The 20,666-nt window shown below is 58.0% G+C and carries 12 protein-coding genes; 6 read left to right on the top strand and 6 right to left on the bottom strand.

The features are described from left to right. The first annotated feature begins 7 nt into the window (after positions 1-7). Positions 8-1,765, top strand: coding sequence for an ABC transporter ATP-binding protein (locus E7002_RS03315; RefSeq protein WP_303727489.1), 1,758 nt, complete (start codon positions 8-10; stop codon positions 1,763-1,765). Next, positions 1,762-2,532 carry an energy-coupling factor transporter transmembrane protein EcfT gene (locus E7002_RS03310; protein ID WP_303727488.1) on the top strand — a complete coding sequence of 257 codons (771 nt, stop codon included), beginning with the start codon at positions 1,762-1,764 and terminating at the stop codon, positions 2,530-2,532. Before E7002_RS03315 ends, E7002_RS03310 begins: the two co-directional genes overlap by 4 nt. 83 nt (positions 2,533-2,615) lie before the next feature. Here E7002_RS03310 and E7002_RS03305 read toward each other — a convergent pair whose 3' ends face one another. The 4 genes from E7002_RS03305 to E7002_RS03290 all read right to left on the bottom strand — a co-directional run bounded on the left by E7002_RS03305 (position 2,616) and on the right by E7002_RS03290 (position 10,011). Then, positions 2,616-5,087 carry a S8 family serine peptidase gene (locus E7002_RS03305; RefSeq protein WP_303727487.1) on the bottom strand — a complete coding sequence of 824 codons (2,472 nt, stop codon included), beginning with the start codon at positions 5,085-5,087 and terminating at the stop codon, positions 2,616-2,618. Positions 5,088-5,125: 38 nt separating this feature from the next. Next, the gene (locus tag E7002_RS03300) at positions 5,126-5,716 is read right to left on the bottom strand and encodes a nucleoside-triphosphatase (RefSeq protein WP_303727486.1); all 591 of its coding nucleotides are present in this window, start codon (positions 5,714-5,716) and stop codon (positions 5,126-5,128) included. Between the two features lie 130 nt (positions 5,717-5,846). Beyond that, entirely contained in the window at positions 5,847-8,414 is a 2,568-nt protein-coding gene (locus E7002_RS03295) for a hypothetical protein (RefSeq protein WP_303727485.1), read from the bottom strand. Between the two features lie 421 nt (positions 8,415-8,835). Then, positions 8,836-10,011, bottom strand: a complete 1,176-nt coding sequence (locus E7002_RS03290; RefSeq protein ID WP_303727484.1) for a MalY/PatB family protein — start codon at positions 10,009-10,011, stop codon at positions 8,836-8,838. Between the two features lie 222 nt (positions 10,012-10,233). On the opposite strand from E7002_RS03290, the gene E7002_RS03285 reads away from it, so the two are divergent. From E7002_RS03285 to E7002_RS03270, 4 genes are all read left to right on the top strand, one after another. After that, the gene (locus E7002_RS03285) at positions 10,234-12,363 is read left to right on the top strand and encodes a hypothetical protein (RefSeq protein WP_303727483.1); all 2,130 of its coding nucleotides are present in this window, start codon (positions 10,234-10,236) and stop codon (positions 12,361-12,363) included. A gap of 70 nt (positions 12,364-12,433) precedes the next feature. Next, on the top strand, positions 12,434-13,309 hold the full coding sequence (locus tag E7002_RS03280; protein WP_303727482.1) for a LysR family transcriptional regulator: 876 nt from the start codon (positions 12,434-12,436) through the stop codon (positions 13,307-13,309). Positions 13,310-13,450: 141 nt separating this feature from the next. Beyond that, complete coding sequence (locus E7002_RS03275) at positions 13,451-15,676, top strand: FAD-dependent oxidoreductase (protein ID WP_303727481.1); 2,226 nt, start codon at positions 13,451-13,453, stop codon at positions 15,674-15,676. 170 nt (positions 15,677-15,846) lie between these two features. Continuing rightward, positions 15,847-17,559, top strand: a complete 1,713-nt coding sequence (locus tag E7002_RS03270; RefSeq protein ID WP_303727480.1) for a diguanylate cyclase — start codon at positions 15,847-15,849, stop codon at positions 17,557-17,559. Positions 17,560-17,648: 89 nt separating this feature from the next. On the opposite strand, the gene E7002_RS03265 is transcribed toward E7002_RS03270, so the two are convergent. Next, positions 17,649-19,349, bottom strand: a complete 1,701-nt coding sequence (locus E7002_RS03265) for an acyl-CoA dehydratase activase (protein ID WP_303727479.1) — start codon at positions 19,347-19,349, stop codon at positions 17,649-17,651. After that, complete coding sequence (locus E7002_RS03260; protein ID WP_303727478.1) at positions 19,346-20,617, bottom strand: 2-hydroxyacyl-CoA dehydratase subunit D; 1,272 nt, start codon at positions 20,615-20,617, stop codon at positions 19,346-19,348. Before E7002_RS03260 ends, E7002_RS03265 begins: the two co-directional genes overlap by 4 nt. Positions 20,618-20,666 lie beyond the last annotated feature (49 nt).

Genomic DNA, 20,666 nt, shown 5'->3' with positions numbered 1-20,666 from the left:
GATTGGCATGATTACTATTAGGGACTTCTCGTTCGTATACCGAGAAGGCGATGCGCCCACCGTAAGCGGCGTGAACCTGGACATTCCCAAAGGAGCCTTCGTGGGCATCACCGGCCCTGCGGGCTGCGGCAAGAGTACGCTCACCTACGCGCTCAATGGCATCATCCCCCACTGCTATCCCGGCGACTTCTACGGTTCCGTGCAAGTAGACGGCCTGGACACCTGCGAAGCGTCGCTCACCGACATATCGCGCGTCGTCGGCAGCGTTTGCCAGGACATCGATTCGCAGATGGTTTCCTCCATCGTGGAAGACGAGATTCTCTACGGCCTGGAAAACTTCGGCGTGCCACACAGCGAAATCGAGAAGCGCGTTAGCGAGGCCCTGAACGACATGGGCATTGCCGAATTGCGTGATCGCAGCATCGCAAGCCTTTCCGGCGGACAGAAGCAGAAGGTCGCCATTGCCTCCATCTTGGCACTGCGACCACGCGTGCTCGTACTCGACGAACCAACTGCCGAGCTCGACCCCGCCAGCTCGCTTCAGGTATTCGAACTGCTGGAACGTTACGCGCGCGAGCACGAAACCACGGTTGTAGTAGTCGAACAGAAAATCGCGCTGCTCGCACGCTTCGCCAGCCAACTGGTCATCATGAACGAAGGACGCATCGTTTTCGCCGACAAGCCACGTTGCGTGCTTGCCCACGCCGATGAACTCGCCAACCTAGGCGTAAATTGTCCACGTGCAACCACGCTCATGAATCGCTTGGGCTACGGCGTATGTCGCAACGTGGAAGAAGCGCGCGATATACTGGCCGAAGCACTACCCACGCCCACACACGCCGCAACCATGCAGGTGGAACACCTGAGTTCGCCCACGCACACGCAACCCACCGTTCTGGAATTCCGCAACGTACACGCCTCGTACGATGAGGGCACCCCCATCCTTCGCGGCGTGTCCTTCACCATACGGGAAGGCGAGTTCGTGGCATTCGCCGGCACCAACGGAGCAGGAAAGTCGACCACCATGCGCTTGGCAAATGGCCTCCTGAAACCCGATTCCGGCACCGTGCTCGTAAGTGGAAAGCCCACCACGCACTTGCAGACGAGCGAACTGGCTCAGCGCGTGGGGTTCCTATTCCAAAACCCCGATCGGCAGATATGCTGCCCCACCGTACGCGAAGAGCTCCTGTTCGGCTTCCGCGCGTTGAAGAAGAACGGATCGGAAGCCGCGAAACGCGTTGACGCCATCATTGAAGAGTTTGGGTTCAACCCCGACGACGATCCATTCCTGTTGAACCGCGGCACGCGGCAGTTACTGGCGCTCGCTTCCATCGTAGTGTTGGAGCCGCGCATCATCATCCTGGACGAACCCACCACGGGCCTCGACTACCGCGAATGCGAGAAGGTCATGGGCATCATTCGCCGCCTACACGCTTCGGGCACCACGGTAATCATGGTGTGCCACGACATGGAAGTGGTAGCCGACTTCGCCGAGCGCGTTATCGTAATGAACGAAGGCTGTGTCATTGGAGATGGCCCCACATTCGCCATGCTTCGCTCCGAGGAAACGCTCCAAAACGCCCACATGACGCCACCGCAGATCGTAGAGCTTTCGCTGACTCTGCCCCTCGCTCGCCCCGATTTGGCGAACACGGCCATCGCACGCGCAAATACGCTCGACGACATGGCAAACGCCATTGACAACATTCGCGTCAACCAATCCACCCCAAAGCACGAACCTGCAACTGAAAGGAGCCCACGATGAGGGGATTCCTGGAATACGTTCCCGGCAACTCGCTACTGCATCGTTTGAACCCCATCACGAAGCTGTTGGGCGCCATCATCTTTGCCGCGGCCTGCTTCTGCACGTCGAACCTGCCCTTCCTGCTGGTCATGCTCATGGCTGGCGTGGCCATGGCTGCTAGCTGCGGCATGATGCAGCAAACATCAAAGCTCATGAAAGCCGTGCTCGTATTTTCGGCCATCCTGGCTCTCATCCAGCTACTTACTATCCCCAGCGGCACCATGCTCATTCCCCTACCCTGGGGCTATGTGGGATCCGACGGCGCCGGAGCGGCCGCAACCACCATCTTGCGCTTGGAAGCCGCAGCCATCCCCCTGTTCTTGACGTTCTACGTTACGAAGATCACCGACATGACGAACGCTGCCGTGAAAGTGCTGCACGTGCCCTATCGCTACGCGTTCACGTTTTCCTCGACCGTGCATTTCATCCCCGTATTCCTGAATGACATGCACGGCATCATGGAAGCCCAGACCGCGCGCGGTGTTGAATTCGATGCAGGCGGTATCGCGAACAAGGTGCGCTTCATGGTTCCCCTCTGCGTTCCCCTACTGGTAAGTTCCGTGCGCAAAACGAACAGCGCGGCCATTGCCGCAGAAGTGCGTGGGTTCAATCTACGCACCCGTACCTCGGGCTTCCGCGAATACCCCATGACGGCAACCGACTACGCAGCATTCGCGCTGGTTGCCGGCCTGCTAGCTGCTTCCATCTGCCTTACCGTGCTGCTGTAGCACACCCCACCATACACACGAGGCTCTGCGCAAACCCACCCGTTCGCGCAGAGCCTCAATCACGCACATGAACGGAAGGCTTGCTACCCCTCTGCCAAGGCGTACCAGGCGACTCCTTCGGCGCGCCACCCCTCGCGTACGAGCATGTCGTTTTCAGACGCGCTCGTAGTGAAGTTATGCGCACCCGACGTTGCATTGGGATTGTACTGGCGATACACGGGAACATCGTCTTCGTCGGCGCTGTACCAGCCAACGCCCTCGTACCTCCAGCCGAGCCCTCGCAGCCAATCGCGCTCTTCGGCGCTCATCGTGTAATGATGATCGCCTCCATTCGGGTTATACAGACGATACACCGGCGTAGGCGAAGCGGCAGCGGCAATCCATCCCACGCCTTCATATGTCCAGCCAGCCCGCACCACGTCATCGCGCTCGGAAATGACCGCCGTATAGAAATGCTCACCGGAATTGGGGTTGTACAGGCGATACATTACCGAGGGCGCGTAAGAGACGGTAACTTCAATCGATTGCGCAGGCGCCACGTAGTCGCAGTCATCGGCATAGGAAACGGTGAGCGTCGCCTCGCCAAGGGCGCTCGGCGTCACGTACCCTTCCGCACTCACCGTAGCCACCGACTCATCCGAGGAGGCATACGTAAACGTTGCATCGGAAGCGGCGCCCTGCAGAAACAAAGGCGTTGCAGCGTCGCCATAATGCAGCTGGGTAGACGCCAGGGAAACCGAGAAGGGACGTTCGGCTTTCTCAATAGTGAACTCGAACGATTGGGTGCCCACGTAATCTCCCGCACCCGAAACAATTACCGACGCCGTTCCGGCATGCACGTTGTCGATGTACGACACCGTATAGTCCACGCCCTCTTGCAGCACCGAGCCATCAGAGGAAACAACAGTCACCGCCGGCTCGCACGCCTCACCCGTATACACGATGCTTTCGTATTCAAGTGAGATGGTCGTATTCGCAAAGAGCTTCTGGAGCGCCGCATATGCGTCGACCATGCCATACGCATATTCGCAATCCCAACCCGATTCGCCCAAATCACGTGCGGAACTCTGCAGGATATCCTGCACGTCATCGGGAGTAAGCGAAGGATCTTCGGCAAAAAGAAGAGCGGCTATACCCGCCACCAGCGGAGACGCCTGGGACGTGCCATTGAGGTAGCCGTACGAATCGCCCTTGACCGTACTGTAGATTCTCGTACCCGGCGCACAGATATCCTTCGTTTGGTTCTCCGACGCCTGCGTAACGCCGCTCACATTGTAGTTAGTGGTATTCGAGCGAGGATACGTCTGCTCGGTAGTATCGGTGGTGTAATAGCCCGCGCATATCGGCAATGTGGCATTCGCAACGTTTATCACGCTCAAGCAATCATCGTAGTCCCCTGGGTATTCGGCGCAGGGAACAGACTTGAGGCCGCTTCCCTGATTTCCCGCGGCACATACCGTAAGAATCCCCGCATCGCGCGCAGCGGTAATAGCCTGGCAAATCAGATCATTGGACCAGTCATAATCGCTGCTCCCAGCGCCTCCCACGCTAAAGTTAATGACCCTAATATTCAAATCATCGCGATGATTTTTTACGTACTCAAATGCACGCACCACTACCTCGGTCGTGGTTTCCCCTCTGTCGTCGAAAATGCGAATGGGAACCAGATTTGCATTGTAGGACGCACCGGCAATACCTGTTGCGTTATTCGCAACCGCCGATACGATACCCGCCACATGGGTACCGTGACTAAAACTGCTCGATTCGACGGCCTGGTCCTCTACGTCGGCCGAAGCATCGTAACGTTTAATGATGTTGCCCTCAAGGTCCTCATGACCGCTTGCGATACCCGAATCGAGAATGGCAACGCTCACATTAGCATCGGCGACGCTATCGTTGCTGTTATCGCAGCGAGCCATATCCCAAGCCTCGGGAAGGTTGACGGCATCAAGCGCCCATTGATACGACAGCCGAGCATCGTTCACCTGGGTCGCCTGCGCCTCCAATTCCGCAGCGGCATCGGACTGGGCAGTAAGCCCCAGCAATTCGGCAGCGCTTTCGTCGTCGGATGTATCGGCCACCTCGTCGTCGGGCAGCTCGAAAATCCAGTTAGGTTGCGCGGAAAGCACGCGCGGGTCGCTCTCCAACTCGGCAATAGCCTGCGCAACCGTCACGCCATCGGCCACGGGGAGCACAACGACCGCACCCGAGACGTAATCGCACGCAAGCGAGCCGTCTTCAATTGAGCCCATGACCACGTCGCTGTCAGCTATATCAGCATCCTCCACCGACGCAGCTACATCGGCAACCGCCTCGGCATCGCCTTCCGAAATATCATTCTTAAATTGCACGAGCACTTCGCCCGCAACATAGGCATCGCCTTCTGCTTCGGCGCTTACCCCCGTAACGTCCTCGGCGGCTTGCACCGAAAGAACGCTCCCCAAAGACGATTCGTCCGCAGATGCAGAAGAATCGCCCAGAACCCCAAACGCGGAAGCGGGAACGCATGCCAAGGTTAGCAATACGGCGCATAACGCCGACATAACAACCCTCATGACAAATCCTCACATCCGTATTTTCAAAGAAACAAAAGCTAGTGTAGCAAATGAGCATGCAGCAAATTGCCACTCGCATCATCTGGCTGTAGCATTACGGGCTCGCCCCATGCGGGGGCAAAGCGTTCGCAAGCGCATTCGACTAGAGCAGGACGCACGATAATAAGGGCGTGGGGATATGCCTGACTTGGCCCCATATCGAGCAACGACAAAGCCTGCGTGAGCCCCGCGCCACGCACAAGCTCGAGCGGACCCAACTCGTCAACCACGAGCAACGATGGAAGCGCCACCGCCTCTTCACGCTTCGCGATAAGCACACGAAACAGGTCGTTGACCTGGTTCACGGCATCCTCTTCAATGCGCCACTTGAAGCACGTCTCGTTCGCATGTGCGGCCTCAACCACACCTTCGCTCGACAAGTCGCGCCGCAAGGCAAAGCGAATGCGCCTACCCTCGGGCAGCAGCACGTTATCGATGCCCCGCTTGTCGAACCCATCGGGCGTACGTTCCCATATACCCGGAGCAATGACGCCCGCAGCAGGCACCCCATTCGCACGCAGGTATGCCAGCTCGGCTTCGAGCCAGCGAGTTTTCCCGATTTCGAATTCGCCCGTGAGAATGAAAAGCATGACTCGATCCTATAGTCGCATCAGAAGATGCTTGCCAACCAACAATGATGCAGGCAATTATACTCCGCTAAACATAGTACAGAGAGGACGCCCGAAGACGTCCTCTAAAAGGCCTTATGCTTCTAATTTCCTAGAGCTGAGCCCTGCGACGGACAGACACGCAAATCGCGATTGCGGCAATCAACTCAGACAGAGCAACGAGCGCGATGACCAAAGCGCTCATGGAGTCGCCCGTTGCGGGCATTGAGGAGGCGATGGCGGCAGAAGCAGACTTGGCTTCACCATGCGCATTATGGGCCTGGGCGGACTCATTGACACCCGATGCGGCCGCATCAGAGGTCTGTGCGTACGCCGCGTCGACATCCGCCAAGGAATCTACCGCGGGAGCACCAGAAGGCTCTTCACCGGAGCCAGCTTCGCCCTGGCTGCCACCCTCACCCGGTGTACCACCACTTTCGCCAGAGTCGCCTTCGCCCGTTGTGCTGCCACCCTCGGGATCGGCAGAACCACCTTCCGTACCTTCGCCGCCCGTAGCGGTGTCATCCATCATGAAGACGAACGTGGAGAGCTTGCCATTCAATTCGATCTCGACTTCGCCGTTCACGACGGTCGCCTTGTGCTCGATGATTTCCTCGGCGCTCGACTCGTCCTTCTGGTGAATCTGCAGAATCTTCAGCTTGTCGCCATCTTTGGCGTTGATACCGGCCTCTTCCATGTTGAACTTGAGCTTCATGCCCTCCAGGCCCTCATGCTCGGTAACATTGGTCGTAGTGTACTCGGGATCGTCGTTGTACTGCGTCAGGTCGACCTTCACCATGCCAAGCACTGTTTCCTCGGACATCATGCTCGAGTGAGACGCGATAACGTTGCTCGCTTCAGACGCGGTAAGCGGAGACGAAGTCAACTCGTAGGAAAGCACGCCCGTCGGCAGCGCATCCCAGCTGAAAAGTCCACCCGTCGCATACACGATCCGCTGACCCGCATTGTTCTTCAGGGGAATCGTACGGAACACGGCGATGTACTTCGTATCGCCCGTTACCGGATACACGTAGTCGTAGCTCCACCCAGACGTATCGATGGCCCCTTCGCCAGCAGGCACGGCTTTCCATTCCTTGAATACGTACTTGGCGGCATCGGTATCAGCCTTCGTGGGATGGTCGGGCCTCCGGACATACTCGGCAACCGTTCCTTCGTTGTACGTCCAGGAATCACGCGTGACATATGTGCCGGTCTCGTCAGTACCGCTTACAGGGATGACCGTAACGCCATCTTCCTGATAGAACGTGACCGAATACTGAACCGACGGCACATGCGCTACAAGGTTGATGTGCCTGGAGAAAGCGCCACTCGAAATCAGCGCTTCGTCAAGCAAGAAGCACTCGGTGTACTGCTCGTACAGGTTAGTAACATGGGTCACGGTCAACCTGTACATGCCCGGCGTGGTAACCGGATACGTATCGCCCGACATCGAGCAATGCGAATAGCGCAGCCACTCGTAGCTTCCGCTCATCGGATCGACTGCCTCATATTCATTGAGGTAGTCCTTCTCCAGTTCGACAATGAATTCGCCGTTGTTGATATCAATTGTGTCGCCCGTACTAGCATCATGGGCAACGACGGTCATGGCAGCGGGCATTACCGCAGACTCAGCAACGCCAATGTGGAACACAACAGGATTCGATGCGTAAAGCACAAGCCCAACATATTCGTTTTCGGTATTCTTCGAACGATAATCCTGCATATACGTGAACTGCGCGACGACGGTGCGCTCGCCCGGAGACTCAAAGAAGAGCGGAGAACGCACGTAACGATCCGAATTACCAGCGCCTATCATGCTGTACGACAACAGCTCGACGGACCCGTCAAACGAATCAGAGTACGCATACGGCACATCCTTGTAAAACACAATCGGCGAGCCGCCCATGAACATCGATGAGTCAACTCCCCACAAGGTAGTCTTATCGCTCATAAAGTCTTCGAGGGCAACATCGGTATATTTCGTTAGATCCGAGCCAGCCGTGGCTGTACTCCCACCCAAAGCGGGGTTAGTAGCGGGGTCCGAATAATAGGTACCCTGACCCAGGGGCGTTCCATTGGCGTACCAGGTGAACATCAGGCCCTCTTTGAAGTACGTCGTGGTATATGCATCCGTCTCACTGGACGGCAATTGGACCGTAACGAAACCACTGGTTCGAGCGTCGTACACGGTATCGCCTATGCGAATGTATTCGATAGCAACCTGGAGGTCGACGCCCATGCCGACTTGGCTATTCAGGTACACGTGTACCGCATGAGTGATAGGGTCGATAGTGGCGCTATCAACGCTATACGAAACACTCGGCGCGGGGGCAAGCCCGATATACACATCCGCAGTGCCATCGTCCCCCGGATACACCGGGTCATCAGTCGGACCCAAGATGGCATCACCAGCAGATTCATCTGAATTACCCTGTGCAATTGCAGGAGCAGGAGCAACCGGAGCATCCCCTCCTGCGTCGGGTGCAGTTACTTCTTCGGAGGACGGTGCGATGTCGGTGTCTACTGTAGGCATAGAGACATCCTCGGAAGACGCGATGGGAGCTGCAGACACATCAGACACAGCCTGCTTATCCTGGCTGGCACCAACTGCAACCTCGGAAGCATTATCGCTTGTCACACCAGGGTTTTCAGCGTCCGCATATGCGGGGGTAGTACCCATGGCAAATGCCAAGCAGAACGTGAATGAAAGAATTGCGAGAAACGAGAGTGCCCGCTTCGTAGGGGCCATGCCTTGCGCAGTCATGGAGGTCATCGCACACCACCCTCCTCGAAAAACGTGCAGAGACGGCACCACTGTACCCTCGTTCATCACCAATCTCTTGCACGGTCGCAAAGCTAAACGGAGCGATTACCCATCCGTAATAGAAATGTTATCAATTCAGTATCACTTGTTATATCACCGCTGGGTACCCTACCCACATATAAGCAATAGAAGCAACGGCCACTCCCCTTGCAAACAAAGCTCGCATGAGAAACGACCGTTATAAACGACTTTTCAAGCGAGGCTCTACGACTCGGCAGCCGACAACTTATTCTGGCGGACGAACGAGACTACAGACCCCAGGGAGGGGATCCCCCACCTACATGCGAGCAATCGCATCCGTAAGTTGGGTAAGCGCGCGTTGCACCGTTGCGCGTTGCGTAGCCAAATTCAGGCGGATGAAGCCATCGCCCTCGGGCCCGAACATATCGCCCAGATCAAGCCACAGCCCCGCCTCGTCCTCGATGAGCGCGCGTAGGTCTTCCCCGTACAAGCCAAGCTCGCGACAATCGACCCACGCAAGGTACGTGCTCTGCGCGGGAACCAGATGCAGCTGGGGCGCATGCTCGCGCAAGTGCGATTCCACGAGCGCCCAATTTCCCTCGAGATACTCCTTCAGCTGGGCAAGCCATTCAGCGCCCTGTCGATAGCACGCCTCGGTAGCCACGAGCCCCAAGACGTTCGGCCTATTCGTGCCGGTAGCATGCATGGCGTCCTTAAATGCGCGGCGAAGCTCACCATTGGGGATGATAATGTTCGACGTTTCCAGCCCCGCCAAGTTGAACGTCTTGCTTGCCGCCGTGCACACAACGCAACGCTGAGCGATCCGATCGTCGAGCGTGGCAAACACCGTATGCTCGTAACCCGGGCGGACAAAGTCCATGTGAATCTCGTCCGACACTACAATGACGTCGTTGCGCAGGGCGATTTCCGCAATGCGCGCCAATTCGTCGCGCGTCCAGAGGCGCCCACTGGGATTGTGGGGATTGCACAGCAGGAACAGCTTCGCTCCGCTTTCCTGAATCGTCTGTTCAAGCGCATCGAAATCAATGCGATAGGCACCTTCTTGATACACGAGCGGCGCATTGGCCACGCGACGCCCGTTCCGCTCGATAACATTAGTGAACGGATAGTATACGGGGCGCTGAATGACCACCGCATCGCCCGGCTCGGTAAACGCACGTACGGCCATAGCCAGGGCGAACACCACACCAGGCGTAGGAACGATCCAATTCGGGCTTACCTGCCAACCATAGCGTGCCATCCAGGAAACCACCGCATCCCGATAGCCATCCCACGGATTCGTGTAGCCGAAGACCGCATGGTCAACACGCTGGTGCAGGGCTTCCACCACGGCAGGAGGCACGGTGAAATCCATGTCGGCAACCCACATGGACAGCAAACCCTCGCGCTTGCCCATTGCCGCAGCCGCATCGAACTTCATCGAATGGGATCCTCGCCTATCGACGGGCGCATCAAAATCGTATCGTTCCATGAGCACCTCCGCTGTTGTCGTTTTACTGTCGTTGTACCAGAGTTGGCAGTCGATAACGCGCAGTTCGAACTTCCACGCCGAATCGGCATGAACACCCGGACATAGCATGCAAAGAAAGCGGAACGCTCGATGGGATTTCCGGAAATCCCAAAGTCTTTGCAATAGAGTTCGGCTTGCCTTACTATTGGGCAGAAACATCGATCGGAATCGAGGGGACAACCCATGAAACAGCACATCATCAGCATACGGAATGCGACGGGAACCCGTCTGGGATACGCCTTGGCGGCAGGGGCCATCTGCGGCCTGACCATCGCTCCCCTAACGCAGGCATTCGGAGATAACGAAACAGCCAACCAAAACGCATCCGACGTAACAAACGACAACGCGAAAGAGCAGACGCAAGAATCGGTTGCCAGTACGAAGAAGGAAATCGTATACACCTACGCCGACGCAAATGGCAATACGACACGAACGCAGGTAAACGACACCCTCACCAACCCTTCGGGGGCATCATTGCTCGATGACGCGTCCACACTCACCGATATCGAAGGAAGCGACAGCGACCAAACCTACAGCCAAAACGAAACGAACCTGGTGTGGTCGGCCGACGGCGAAGAGGTAAGCTACAAGGGGTCGCCCACCGAAAGCACGCCCATCACCATGAAGGTTTCCTACACGCTGGATGGAAACGCCATTTCCGCAGAACAACTAGCAGGCAAGAGCGGACACGTCACTATTCGCTTCGATTACGAAAACACCTCGTGGAACATGTGCGACGTAAACGGCACGCAGGAAAAGATCTACACCCCATTCGCCTGCATTTCCACGCTGCTCCTTTCAAACGACCACTTCGCAAATATCGAAACCGAAAACGGCAAGGTCATCGACGACGGGTCGAACAGCATCGCCATTGGTTTTGCTCTACCTGGCCTGCAGGAATCACTAGGCGTAAGCGAAGACGACTACGAGATTCCCTCCTATTTCGAAATCACCGCCGACGTAACCGACTTCCAACTCGACGGAAGCTACACGATAGCCACGACCGAACTCTTCAGCGACATCAGCACCGACAGCCTGAACATGGACGACATCGACAGCGCCCAGAGCGGACTACAACAGGGCATGGACGCGCTCCTTTCGGGAACCGATGCGCTTTCCGCAGGTCTGCTTCAACTTGCTTCGGGCGCGCAGGCGCTCGATAGCGGCGTGCAGAGCCTACACACCGGCGCAAGCGCACTACAGGAAGGCGCCGCAGCACTGCCCAGCGGTACGCAGCAACTTGCCGAGGGCGCAAGCAGCCTGGCGGAAGGAGCGAGCGCCCTTGAAGGAGCCACGGACCAGCTGAGCGGCGGCACGCAGCAGCTTGCAAGCGGAACCGCCAGCCTTGCCGATGGCATCCAGGCGCTTCAGGGCAACGACACCACGGGCTTGCAGCAAACCAGCATCGCCGCAGCCGCACTCCAGAGCGGCCTGGGCAAGCTAGCAAGCGGCACGCAAGCGCTCATCGACGAGCTCGAGGCAAACACCTCGCTCCTTGCCAGTGCAAGCAGCAAAGCAAGCACGGCAGCCTCAAGCGCAAAGGACGCTGCCGACGAAACGCAAGACGCACTCACCACGCTCAAGGCGCTCAAGGCCGCGGGCACGCTTTCGGAAGGCGAAGAAGCGCAGGTAGACAGCGCCATCGATGCCCTTACCTCGGCAAGCTCGAGCGCAAGCAGCGCGCAGGAAGCCGCGGCGGAAGCGCAGGAAGACGCCGACTCCGCCAAGGAGAGCCTAGCATCCACAGGCACCCTGGGATCGGGCCTGAACGACATGCACGACGACCTGGCTACAGCAGCGAGCAGTGCGTCGAGCCTGGCAGACAACGTCGCAAGCGCAAACGAGACGGCGGGAACCCTCGCCCAAAGCGCGGACCAGGTATCCACTGGGTCAAGCGAACTCGCCGAAAGCGCGAGTTCCATGACGAACGGTATTTCCCGCCTGTCGAACGGGGCATCCTCGGTTTCCAGCGCTTCGTCCCAGCTTGCCGCCTCGGCGGTGCCGCTCTACGAAGCGTTGTGCCAGCTCAGCGGTGGAACGGAAACGCTCGCATCCGCAACGCCCCTGCTCGCAAGCGGCCTTCAATCCGCCTACAGCGGTTCGGTTGCGCTCTCGAGCGGACTTTCCACCTTCCAGAGCGAAGGCATTCAAAAGATCGTCGACGCTCTGGGAGACGCAGATACCGCCAAAGCGCGCCTGAACGCAATCTCGGAAGAGGCCGATGTATACGACAACTTCAGCGGCAAGGCCGCAGGCACGCAGGGCACCGTGCGTTTCGTGTTCAAAACGGCAGCCATCGAAGCTGGTAACTAGCCGATAAAAGCACCAAGACCTGGCATAACGCACTACATGATACAATCTCCCCGAAGAGAGGGAGACAATCATGAATTGCAACCAGTTGCGATGGTTCTGCAGCGCATGCGAAACGCGTTCGTTCGCCAAGGCAGCCGAAGCCACGTTCGTATCACGCCAGGCATTCGGCAAAGCGATCAAAAGCATGGAAGACGAACTGGGATGCCCCCTGTTCCACCGTACGGAGCAGGGGGTCACCCCTACCGAAGCGGCAATGCTCATCTACCCCATCGCCCAGCGTTGCGTGAACGATATCGCGCACATGCGCGCCATTTGCGACGAGCACGCGCTTTGCACGCGCACGCCCATCCGCATCGCCATCGCCGACGGCGTAGTGGAGTCCATGGACGATAGCTTCTTTGACGAGCTAGAGCGCAAGAACCCCACCTGCGATATCGCCATCGAAAAGCACTTCTACACGCGCTGCCTAGATTACCTGCACGATGGCAAGGTCGACTTCGCCATCGCACCTGGCCCCCTTCGCGAACAGCAGCTGGAATCCATTCCGCTGGCACGCGAACAGGTCTACGTAGCAGCCGCGCCGGGAACCATTCACTTCCCCACCAACCAGGTGACGCTGGAAAACCTGGCCACGCTCTCCTTCTTTTCGGTAGGAAGCGGCGAGCGCGCCATGCTCGGACTCGATCGGATCTTCGAAGAACACGGACTTGCCATCAACCGTATCGACCAGTACACCGAATTCGGCATCGTTATGCAGAAGGCCCATACGGGCACGGCAGCAGCTCTCGTACCGGAAAGCATGCTCCCCCGTTTGGCCGCCGACATGGTCACCCTGCCCATCCCGCCAAGCATCACGACGTGGGAGCTGCACTGCTTCTGGCTGCCGCACGAGCCCTCAAACGCAGAAGCAAGCATCATCCGTTTCATGCAAGAACGAATGGTATAGCTTTTCCCAAATCAAACGCTTGTGTAAACCTACGGTTTCACCCCTGCGCTTAATCGATTCTTCTCCACTCGCCCGCCCATTTGCTTGAATAGGCGCATCGGGCCCCAATGGGAGGTGGGCCCCATTCGCAAGGAGGAGAATATGGGAACTTGGGATGTGTCGCGTCGCGGCTTTCTGAAGGGCGCCATGCTGGGTGCCGTAGGCGCAGGCGTAGCCGGCACGGGCCTGGTGGGCTGCAGCAGCCCGAAGCAGGGCGCTTCCACCACGAACGCCACGACCGCAACCTCGGGCGCGCAGGGCGACGTCATCGCCGCCGCGCAGCTGAACCCGCAGGACTATGACTATCGCGACAACACCACCGACTTCAAGACGCTCTTCAGCAGCTGGAACCTGGGCAGTGTGGAAATTGGCAACCGCATGTGCAAGTCGGCTGCCGGTTCGGCCACCTACCTGGCAGGCTACACCGAGGAGCTGTATCAGTACTACCTGAACTTCGCCAAGGGCGGCGTGGAGATGATCTGGGTAGAAGGCGAAGCCATCACCATGCCCATGGATGGCAGCCCCCTGCCTGGCGAAGTGACCGACTTCTTCAAGAAGCTCTGCGCCGAATGCGCAACGTACGGCTCTCACCTGGGCTTCCAGTGGGCTCCCTTCGGCTTGGACATCGCCGACATGACGGTTGAGACCATCAAGGGCATCGAAGCCGCTGGCGCAGCGCTGGCCGTGGCCCTGAAGGACATGGGCTTCGTTGCCATCGAGATCAACACTGCTGGCTTCAACCAAGGCCATCGCTTCCTCTCGCGCTTCTACAACACGCGCACCGATGAGTACGGCGCGGGCAGCATCGAGAATCGTGCCCGTTTCGACGCCGAATGCATTCAGGCCATCCATGCAGCTGCCGGCAACGATTTCGCCGTGCAGATCCTCATGGAGTGCGTGGAGGAAAACGACAACCTCACCAACGACTGCACGCTCATGACGCTCGACAACGCCGTGACCGAGCCGCACAACTCCGCCACCACCATCCAGGAGGGCATCGCCCTGGCCAAGGCACTGGAAGCCGCTGGCGCCGACTCGTTCCACCTGCGCCTGGGACCGCTGGGCAATCATCCCTGCCAGTTTGGCAGCGACCTGTACTTCCTGCTGAACGGCGTGGAAGGCGCCACGGGCTATGGCACCCAGTGGGACTTCAGCAAGCACTGGGGCGGCAAGCTCATTGGCAACCACAGCGGTGCGGGCATGCTGCTGGACATCGCGGCCATGTACAAGAAGGAGCTGAAGGTTCCCGTAGGCTGCGTTACCTACATGGATCCCGCCCATGCGCCGAACTTCTTCGAAGAAGCCCTGGCCGACGGCAAGGTCGACTTCTATATGATGAATCGCCCGCTCACCGTTGACACCGAATACGTGAACAAGCTGCGCGAGGGCCGCATCGACGAAATCGCTCCCTGCACCCGTTGCCTGCACTGCCACGCTGGCAGCAACGAAATGAACGCTATGATGAGCTACTGCCGCGTGAACGCCCTGACCCAGCGCGTCATGCGCGCAAACGGACCGGCAACCTACGAGCTGCCCGAAGCCGCTTCCAAGAAGAAGGTCATGGTCGTGGGCGCTGGCCCCGCTGGCATGGAAGCCGCGCGCATTGCCGCCCTGCGCGGTCACGATGTAACGCTGTTCGAGAAGAAGAGCTCCGTAGGCGGTTCGCTCCAGTTTGCGCACAACGTCAAGGGCGAGCACGAGAACCTGGAGGACCTCATCGCCTACCTGAAGCGCCAGTGCGAGCTGGCCGGCGTTACCGTGAAGACGAACACCGAAGTCACCGCCGACACCATCGGTCAGGAAGCCCCCGATGCGCTGGTCATCGCCACGGGTGGCGTACGACCCGAGCTGAACGTGAGCGGTGCCACCGTTATCGACCTTGAAGACTTCCTTTCCGCCGATATGGGCGAAAACGTGGTCGTATACGGATCGAGCGCGCAGGCGTTTGACACCGCCCTGTGGCTCACGGTCCACAAGAAGAAGGTCAACATCGTCACGCCGAACGGCAACGACGCGCTCGATATGCAGCAGAGCCAGCATGCTCATCGCTTCATGACCACCGCCTTGTACAGCCTGGGCGTGAAGGCATGGCCCGAAAGCACCATCAAGAGCGCATCCGACGGCAAGCTCGTCATCTCTTCGGCCGTGGCCGGCGTTGACGTGGAACTCGACTGCGATGCCATCGTAAACGTAGGCGATATGCAACCCAACGAGGATATTTCCGCAGGCACGGGCGTTTCCGAGGTCTACACCGTGGGTGACGCCGCCGCACCGTTCAACATCGCGAAGGCCATCCAGGCCGGCAACGACGCTGGACGCGCAATCTAGCCCTCTCCTTCATCCCGCGGTGGGCATCCCCCCCCTGTAGACATCCGCCCATCGCACCTCTATGCTGCCCTGCCAATTCGGCCTTACGAAATTGGCAGGGCAGCGCTTATAATTGAGTAGATGCGCTTCGACGCATACGCACCATCGGCTCCGGAAGGACGCGTTCCGCAGTGAAGCTTTACCAAATCATCTACCACGACGACGAATCGCTCAAAGACGAACTGTCGAAAATCGCCGCACAGCGAGATGCCATCCCCGATTCCACGGCATTCTTCAACATCTGCTCGTGCTCAACCGATTTCTCGATGCTCACGCATGCTGCGAGCATCATCGAGGACATCTTTCCGGGCGCCCCATACATTGGCGCATCCACCTACAACAACATCGTCAACGCCGAAAACGTCCCCGAGAGCATGACAATCTGCTGCTGGCTTTTCGAAGACACCCGCTCATACGTGCATGTCGGGCAACTGCCCCTTGCCGAAACCAATGAACAAGGAATCAACGCGGGGAGCATCATCACAAAGGAAGTCAATGGCCTAAGCTACGTACGTGCCGTGCAGCTCTTCACCACGCTCGAGCTTTCCTCCATGACGGAACTCTGCGACCAGCTTGGGGCGCTGAACCCATCGATTCACCTGGCAGGCGGCGCAGCCTTCTTCCCCGTGATCAACAAACCCGACGCGCGCGTCATCTCCTCGGCAGGAACCTGCGCAGACAAGTCCATCGTGTACGCCGCGCTTTGCGGCCCACGCCTACACGTGACTTCGCTCTTCATTTCGGGATGGAAGCCCTTGGGACGCGAACTGCAAGTAACGAAATCCGAAGGCAACATCGTTCACGAGTTCGACGGAAAGCCCGCATTCGAGGCATATCGCCATTACCTGCACGCTGAAAACGATGAGTCCTTCGCAAATACCATTCGCGCGTTCCCGCTGGCATTCCAGCAGGACGGCGTGAGCATCACGCGTGAACCCATCTTCTGCACGCCCGAGGGCTCGCTCGTGCTTACAAGCGACATCAGCAATGCACGCACCATGCGTATTGCCTATGGCGACCCCGATGCCATCCTGCGCGATGCACGCGAAGCCGCAACGATCATTCGTCGCTTCAAGCCCGAAGGCATTCTGGCGGTATCATGCGCTTCGCGTCATGTGTTCTGGGGCGATCAAATCGCACAGGAGACCCGCCCCTTCCAAGAAGTCGCTCCCACGTACGGCATGTATTCAGCCTCGGAATTCATCCGCACGGGGTCATCGGTGTACCAGAACAACGTATCGCTCGTGATTCTGGCCCTACGCGAAGGCAAGGCCGCAGACCATATTCCCTACGCAAACCAGGTGGGAAACGACCAGATTCACATGGGAAGCACGCCCACGCTGCGCCTGGCCACCTTTATTCAAGCCGTCACGGACGAGCTGGAGGAAGCAAACCGAAAGCTCGACATTATGGCGCGCATGGATACCCTCACCGGACTCTACAACCGCGGCGAAATCGAACGCCGCATCGAAGTTGCCGTAGGCGGACAACCAGCCGTCGGAGGATTTTCGCCCCTGGACAGCGGCGAAACATCGCTCATCATGCTCGATATCGACAACTTCAAGGCGATTAACGATACCTACGGCCACAAAGCGGGCGACACGGTGCTTCAGCACCTAGGTGGCACGCTTCGCCGATTCTCGCGCACATACCCCCTCGAAGGCGTAGCAGGACGCTGGGGTGGCGAAGAGTTCATGGTGCTTCTGGGAAACTGCAACGCCGATGCCGCAGCTCGCGTAGCGGAAAGCATTCGTCAGCACTTTGCCGGCATTGAAGAACCCGGCATGGAAACCCAGACCGTCAGCCTGGGCGTAACGCAAGTACGGCGCGGGGAATCCGCCTGACGTGCTTCGACGCGTAGATGACGCGTTGTATGCCGCCAAGGCGAAGGGCAAGAACTGCGTCGTGGTGTTCTAACAGTTCTCCCCTTTCGCTATTCCTGCTCAAGCGCAAAAAGCGCTGCTCCCAACGCGCCGCATAGCTGCGCCTTGTCGGATATGTAGAGCTTCGTTTGGAGCTTACGCTCAATTGCATCGACAACGCCGGCATTTTGCGCCACGCCACCCGTCATCATGAACGACTCTTCCGCGCCAACACGTCGTACGAGCGACGAGATTTTCGAAGCGACGGAATTATTGAGCCCATGGACGATATCGGGAACGGCCTTGCTTTGAGCCACCAGGCTCACAACCTCGGATTCCGCAAACACCGAGCACATGCTCGAGATGGTGATGTCCTCATTCCACTCCAAGCCCATAACGCTCATGTCATCGAGGGAAATCTGAAGGGCGCGTGCCATCATCTCCAGAAAGCGACCCGTTCCAGCTGCGCATTTATCATTCATGGCGAAATTTACGACATTGCCCGCATCGTCGATGCGAATGGCCTTGTTATCCTGGCCTCCGATGTCAATGATGGTGCGTACACGTGGGTTCAGGTAATGCGCCCCCTTCGCATGGCAGGTGATTTCCGTTACCGAGTCATCGCCCTCGGTGATGTACGCACGACCATACCCCGTGGTAACCACATTGAACACGTCCTCGCGCCTCATGCCCGCTTGTTCCAATGCCGCCGCCAGACACGCCTCTGCGCTCTTCTTTGCGCCTCCTCCTGTGGGTATGATTTGCGTCGCAACGATATCGCCCGCATCGTTCAGAATAACGACATCGGTACTCGTGGAGCCGCTATCAATGCCCGCCACGTATATCGGACGTCCGCTTTTGGCCATTTCGCCCTTCGTCATAGATGTATCCCCCTGAATATGCTTGGTCGTATGCGTCCGGCTCGAGTGCAGCGTTTCGGCAAACGCCTCAATGCGCGTGCGCAGCTGTTCAGCGCTTTGCAACGAGAAATCTGATTCGATGCGCAACATAGGCACGTGCAGTTCTTTGGCCGCGAGCGCATATTCCGGCCCGTAGAAATCGCAAAACTTCATGCAGTGATATACGACCCCCTTCAAGTTGGGGTCCTCGAACAGCGCTCGTCGCGCATGAGGGTCGTTCATGCGACGACAGGGAATCTGCGCCAGCAGAGCCTGTGCGTATGCGCGGAAGAACGTCTCCTCGTCGCTCGTGGCAAGCGCTTCGGCGGGCATATCCAACATGCGATTGCCCGTGCATGTAAGGTTGCGGATGGGGAGCTGAAACGCATCTTCTATCATGGCCCGAAGCTCGGCGCCCACGCGCACGCCAAGCACGCCTACGTATGCGCCCTCCCATGGCTTTGGTCGTTGAAATGCAGCCTGGCACGCCGACAAGCTGAAAGCACATCCCATCTGCTTTGCGTAGGAGTCCTTCAACTTAATCAGCTCACGCGCAAGAGCATCCACCTGGCATGGGCCACACGAATGAGGCAAGTCCATGAGGTACGTAAACGAGTTCCCATCTTCCTCTCTGCAATCACGAACGACCTCGTAAACGCGACGCATCGTATCGCAGCAGTTCACCAGAACCAATTGATTGGCATCTCCGGCAAGGGCATTCTGAATAACCGTCTTACCGAAGCCACACAAGTTAACGTGTGCAACGCTATCGGACAAATCGAAATCGTTGGCCATATGTTCCAGGGTCTGGCACGACTGGCCAAAACCCGCAAAGAGCTCAGTAGGCGTGTACTTGCATACCGTGCATATCATGCGCGCCTCCCCTCCAGCAGCTCCAAGAATGCATCAAAGCGCGTTGACGTCTGGCCGTCGCTGCGATTCGCGACATCGATGCCGTCGCCATCAAGCAGCAGACATGGCACGCCCTCTTCTTCCAAGCGGCGCTTGATGAGATGCGATACGCCCAACGTTGCCTTGCAGCCCCAGTGATTGTAAAGGACAACGCCATCTGCCTGCGTTATACGCGCCAGCTCAAGCGCACGCTGCACGCGATTTTCGCCCTCGCCGTTGAAGCACGAATACACCAGCCGACGAGCCATGGCTTCGTAGGGCTGCGATGGGTCGATATCCACCAACATGGGATCAGATGACATATCGCTAGCGCAGATGAAGCATTCATCGTTGAAGTTCACGCGATCGATCAGCGGCTGCTGAGAAAACGGCATCGTATGCATCCACACCAGGCGCAGCCCCTTGCTTGCCGACGCGCCCCTCATATCGGATTCCAGCATATGGCAAAAGCGTTCGGTCTCGGGAGAGCCGCTTACCAAGTGATTCATGAGCACCGCGTACATCTCGGTCGTCATATCGCCCGGCAGCCGCTTCCCAGGCGAAGCTTGCAGAAATCGCCGATACGCCAAAGCCGAGCGCCACGAACGCGCCATCGTTTCGCACAAAGCCTCGTGCGTAATAGAGCGGTGCGTGCAATCCTGCACGAACTCGACCATCTGACGCAGCTGCCGTGCCACGCTGGCCACGGCATCCTCACTCCTATCAAATGGCACGTCTATGCAAAACCCCGGGATGTCAAAATGTCGCTGGATTGCGGGAAACGTAATGAGATTGCCGTCACACGCCAACGTGGTATACACGACGAATGCGGGCTTCGGAAGCATGCCGGCTGCCGCAGCGCCCAAATACACGCGATGGTAGCTGCACATGGTTTCCGAAAACCCCGCATCGCCCGCCTTGTCGAGAAACGCGCGTTCCGCCTGAGAGCCGCCGATAAAACTCGAAAGCTGCTCGACGGAATACGGCAGCACCCCCGCCACCTGCAAAGGCTCGTACGGCGTAAACAAGCTTGTAGCCGCGGCGTTTTCCGGATGCCTCAGCGCCCGGGTGATCTTGCTCATAGCCACGCGAGAGGCATAGCGACGCGAAGGCGGTAAGCGACGTTCGCCCATCAGGGTAAGGTTGGCCAATTGGGCTCGCCACCCTGCATACATAATGCGACCCGCCCGTCGCGGATGCTCGTCCACCTGGCTCATAATGAGCTGGCCGAACGTATGCACGACATCCATTCGGTACTTCCTATTCTTTGATATGCAAATAATTTGATTATCTAAGTAA

The organism is Denitrobacterium detoxificans (genome assembly GCF_015062615.1).
GTDB classification, from domain to species: domain Bacteria; phylum Actinomycetota; class Coriobacteriia; order Coriobacteriales; family Eggerthellaceae; genus Denitrobacterium; species Denitrobacterium detoxificans_A.
Note: the sequence above shows the minus strand (reverse complement) of the source record. Positions and strands in the feature narration are given on the sequence as shown.

Coding starts and splice junctions, on each gene's coding strand:
- E7002_RS03315 (WP_303727489.1), top strand. CDS start 8: ATGATTACTATTAGGGACTTCTCGTTCGTATACCGAGAAGGCGATGCG.
- E7002_RS03310 (WP_303727488.1), top strand. CDS start 1,762: ATGAGGGGATTCCTGGAATACGTTCCCGGCAACTCGCTACTGCATCGT.
- E7002_RS03305 (WP_303727487.1), bottom strand. CDS start 5,087: ATGAGGGTTGTTATGTCGGCGTTATGCGCCGTATTGCTAACCTTGGCA.
- E7002_RS03300 (WP_303727486.1), bottom strand. CDS start 5,716: ATGCTTTTCATTCTCACGGGCGAATTCGAAATCGGGAAAACTCGCTGG.
- E7002_RS03295 (WP_303727485.1), bottom strand. CDS start 8,414: ATGGGTACTACCCCCGCATATGCGGACGCTGAAAACCCTGGTGTGACA.
- E7002_RS03290 (WP_303727484.1), bottom strand. CDS start 10,011: ATGGAACGATACGATTTTGATGCGCCCGTCGATAGGCGAGGATCCCAT.
- E7002_RS03285 (WP_303727483.1), top strand. CDS start 10,234: ATGAAACAGCACATCATCAGCATACGGAATGCGACGGGAACCCGTCTG.
- E7002_RS03280 (WP_303727482.1), top strand. CDS start 12,434: ATGAATTGCAACCAGTTGCGATGGTTCTGCAGCGCATGCGAAACGCGT.
- E7002_RS03275 (WP_303727481.1), top strand. CDS start 13,451: ATGGGAACTTGGGATGTGTCGCGTCGCGGCTTTCTGAAGGGCGCCATG.
- E7002_RS03265 (WP_303727479.1), bottom strand. CDS start 19,349: ATGATATGCACGGTATGCAAGTACACGCCTACTGAGCTCTTTGCGGGT.
- E7002_RS03260 (WP_303727478.1), bottom strand. CDS start 20,617: ATGGATGTCGTGCATACGTTCGGCCAGCTCATTATGAGCCAGGTGGAC.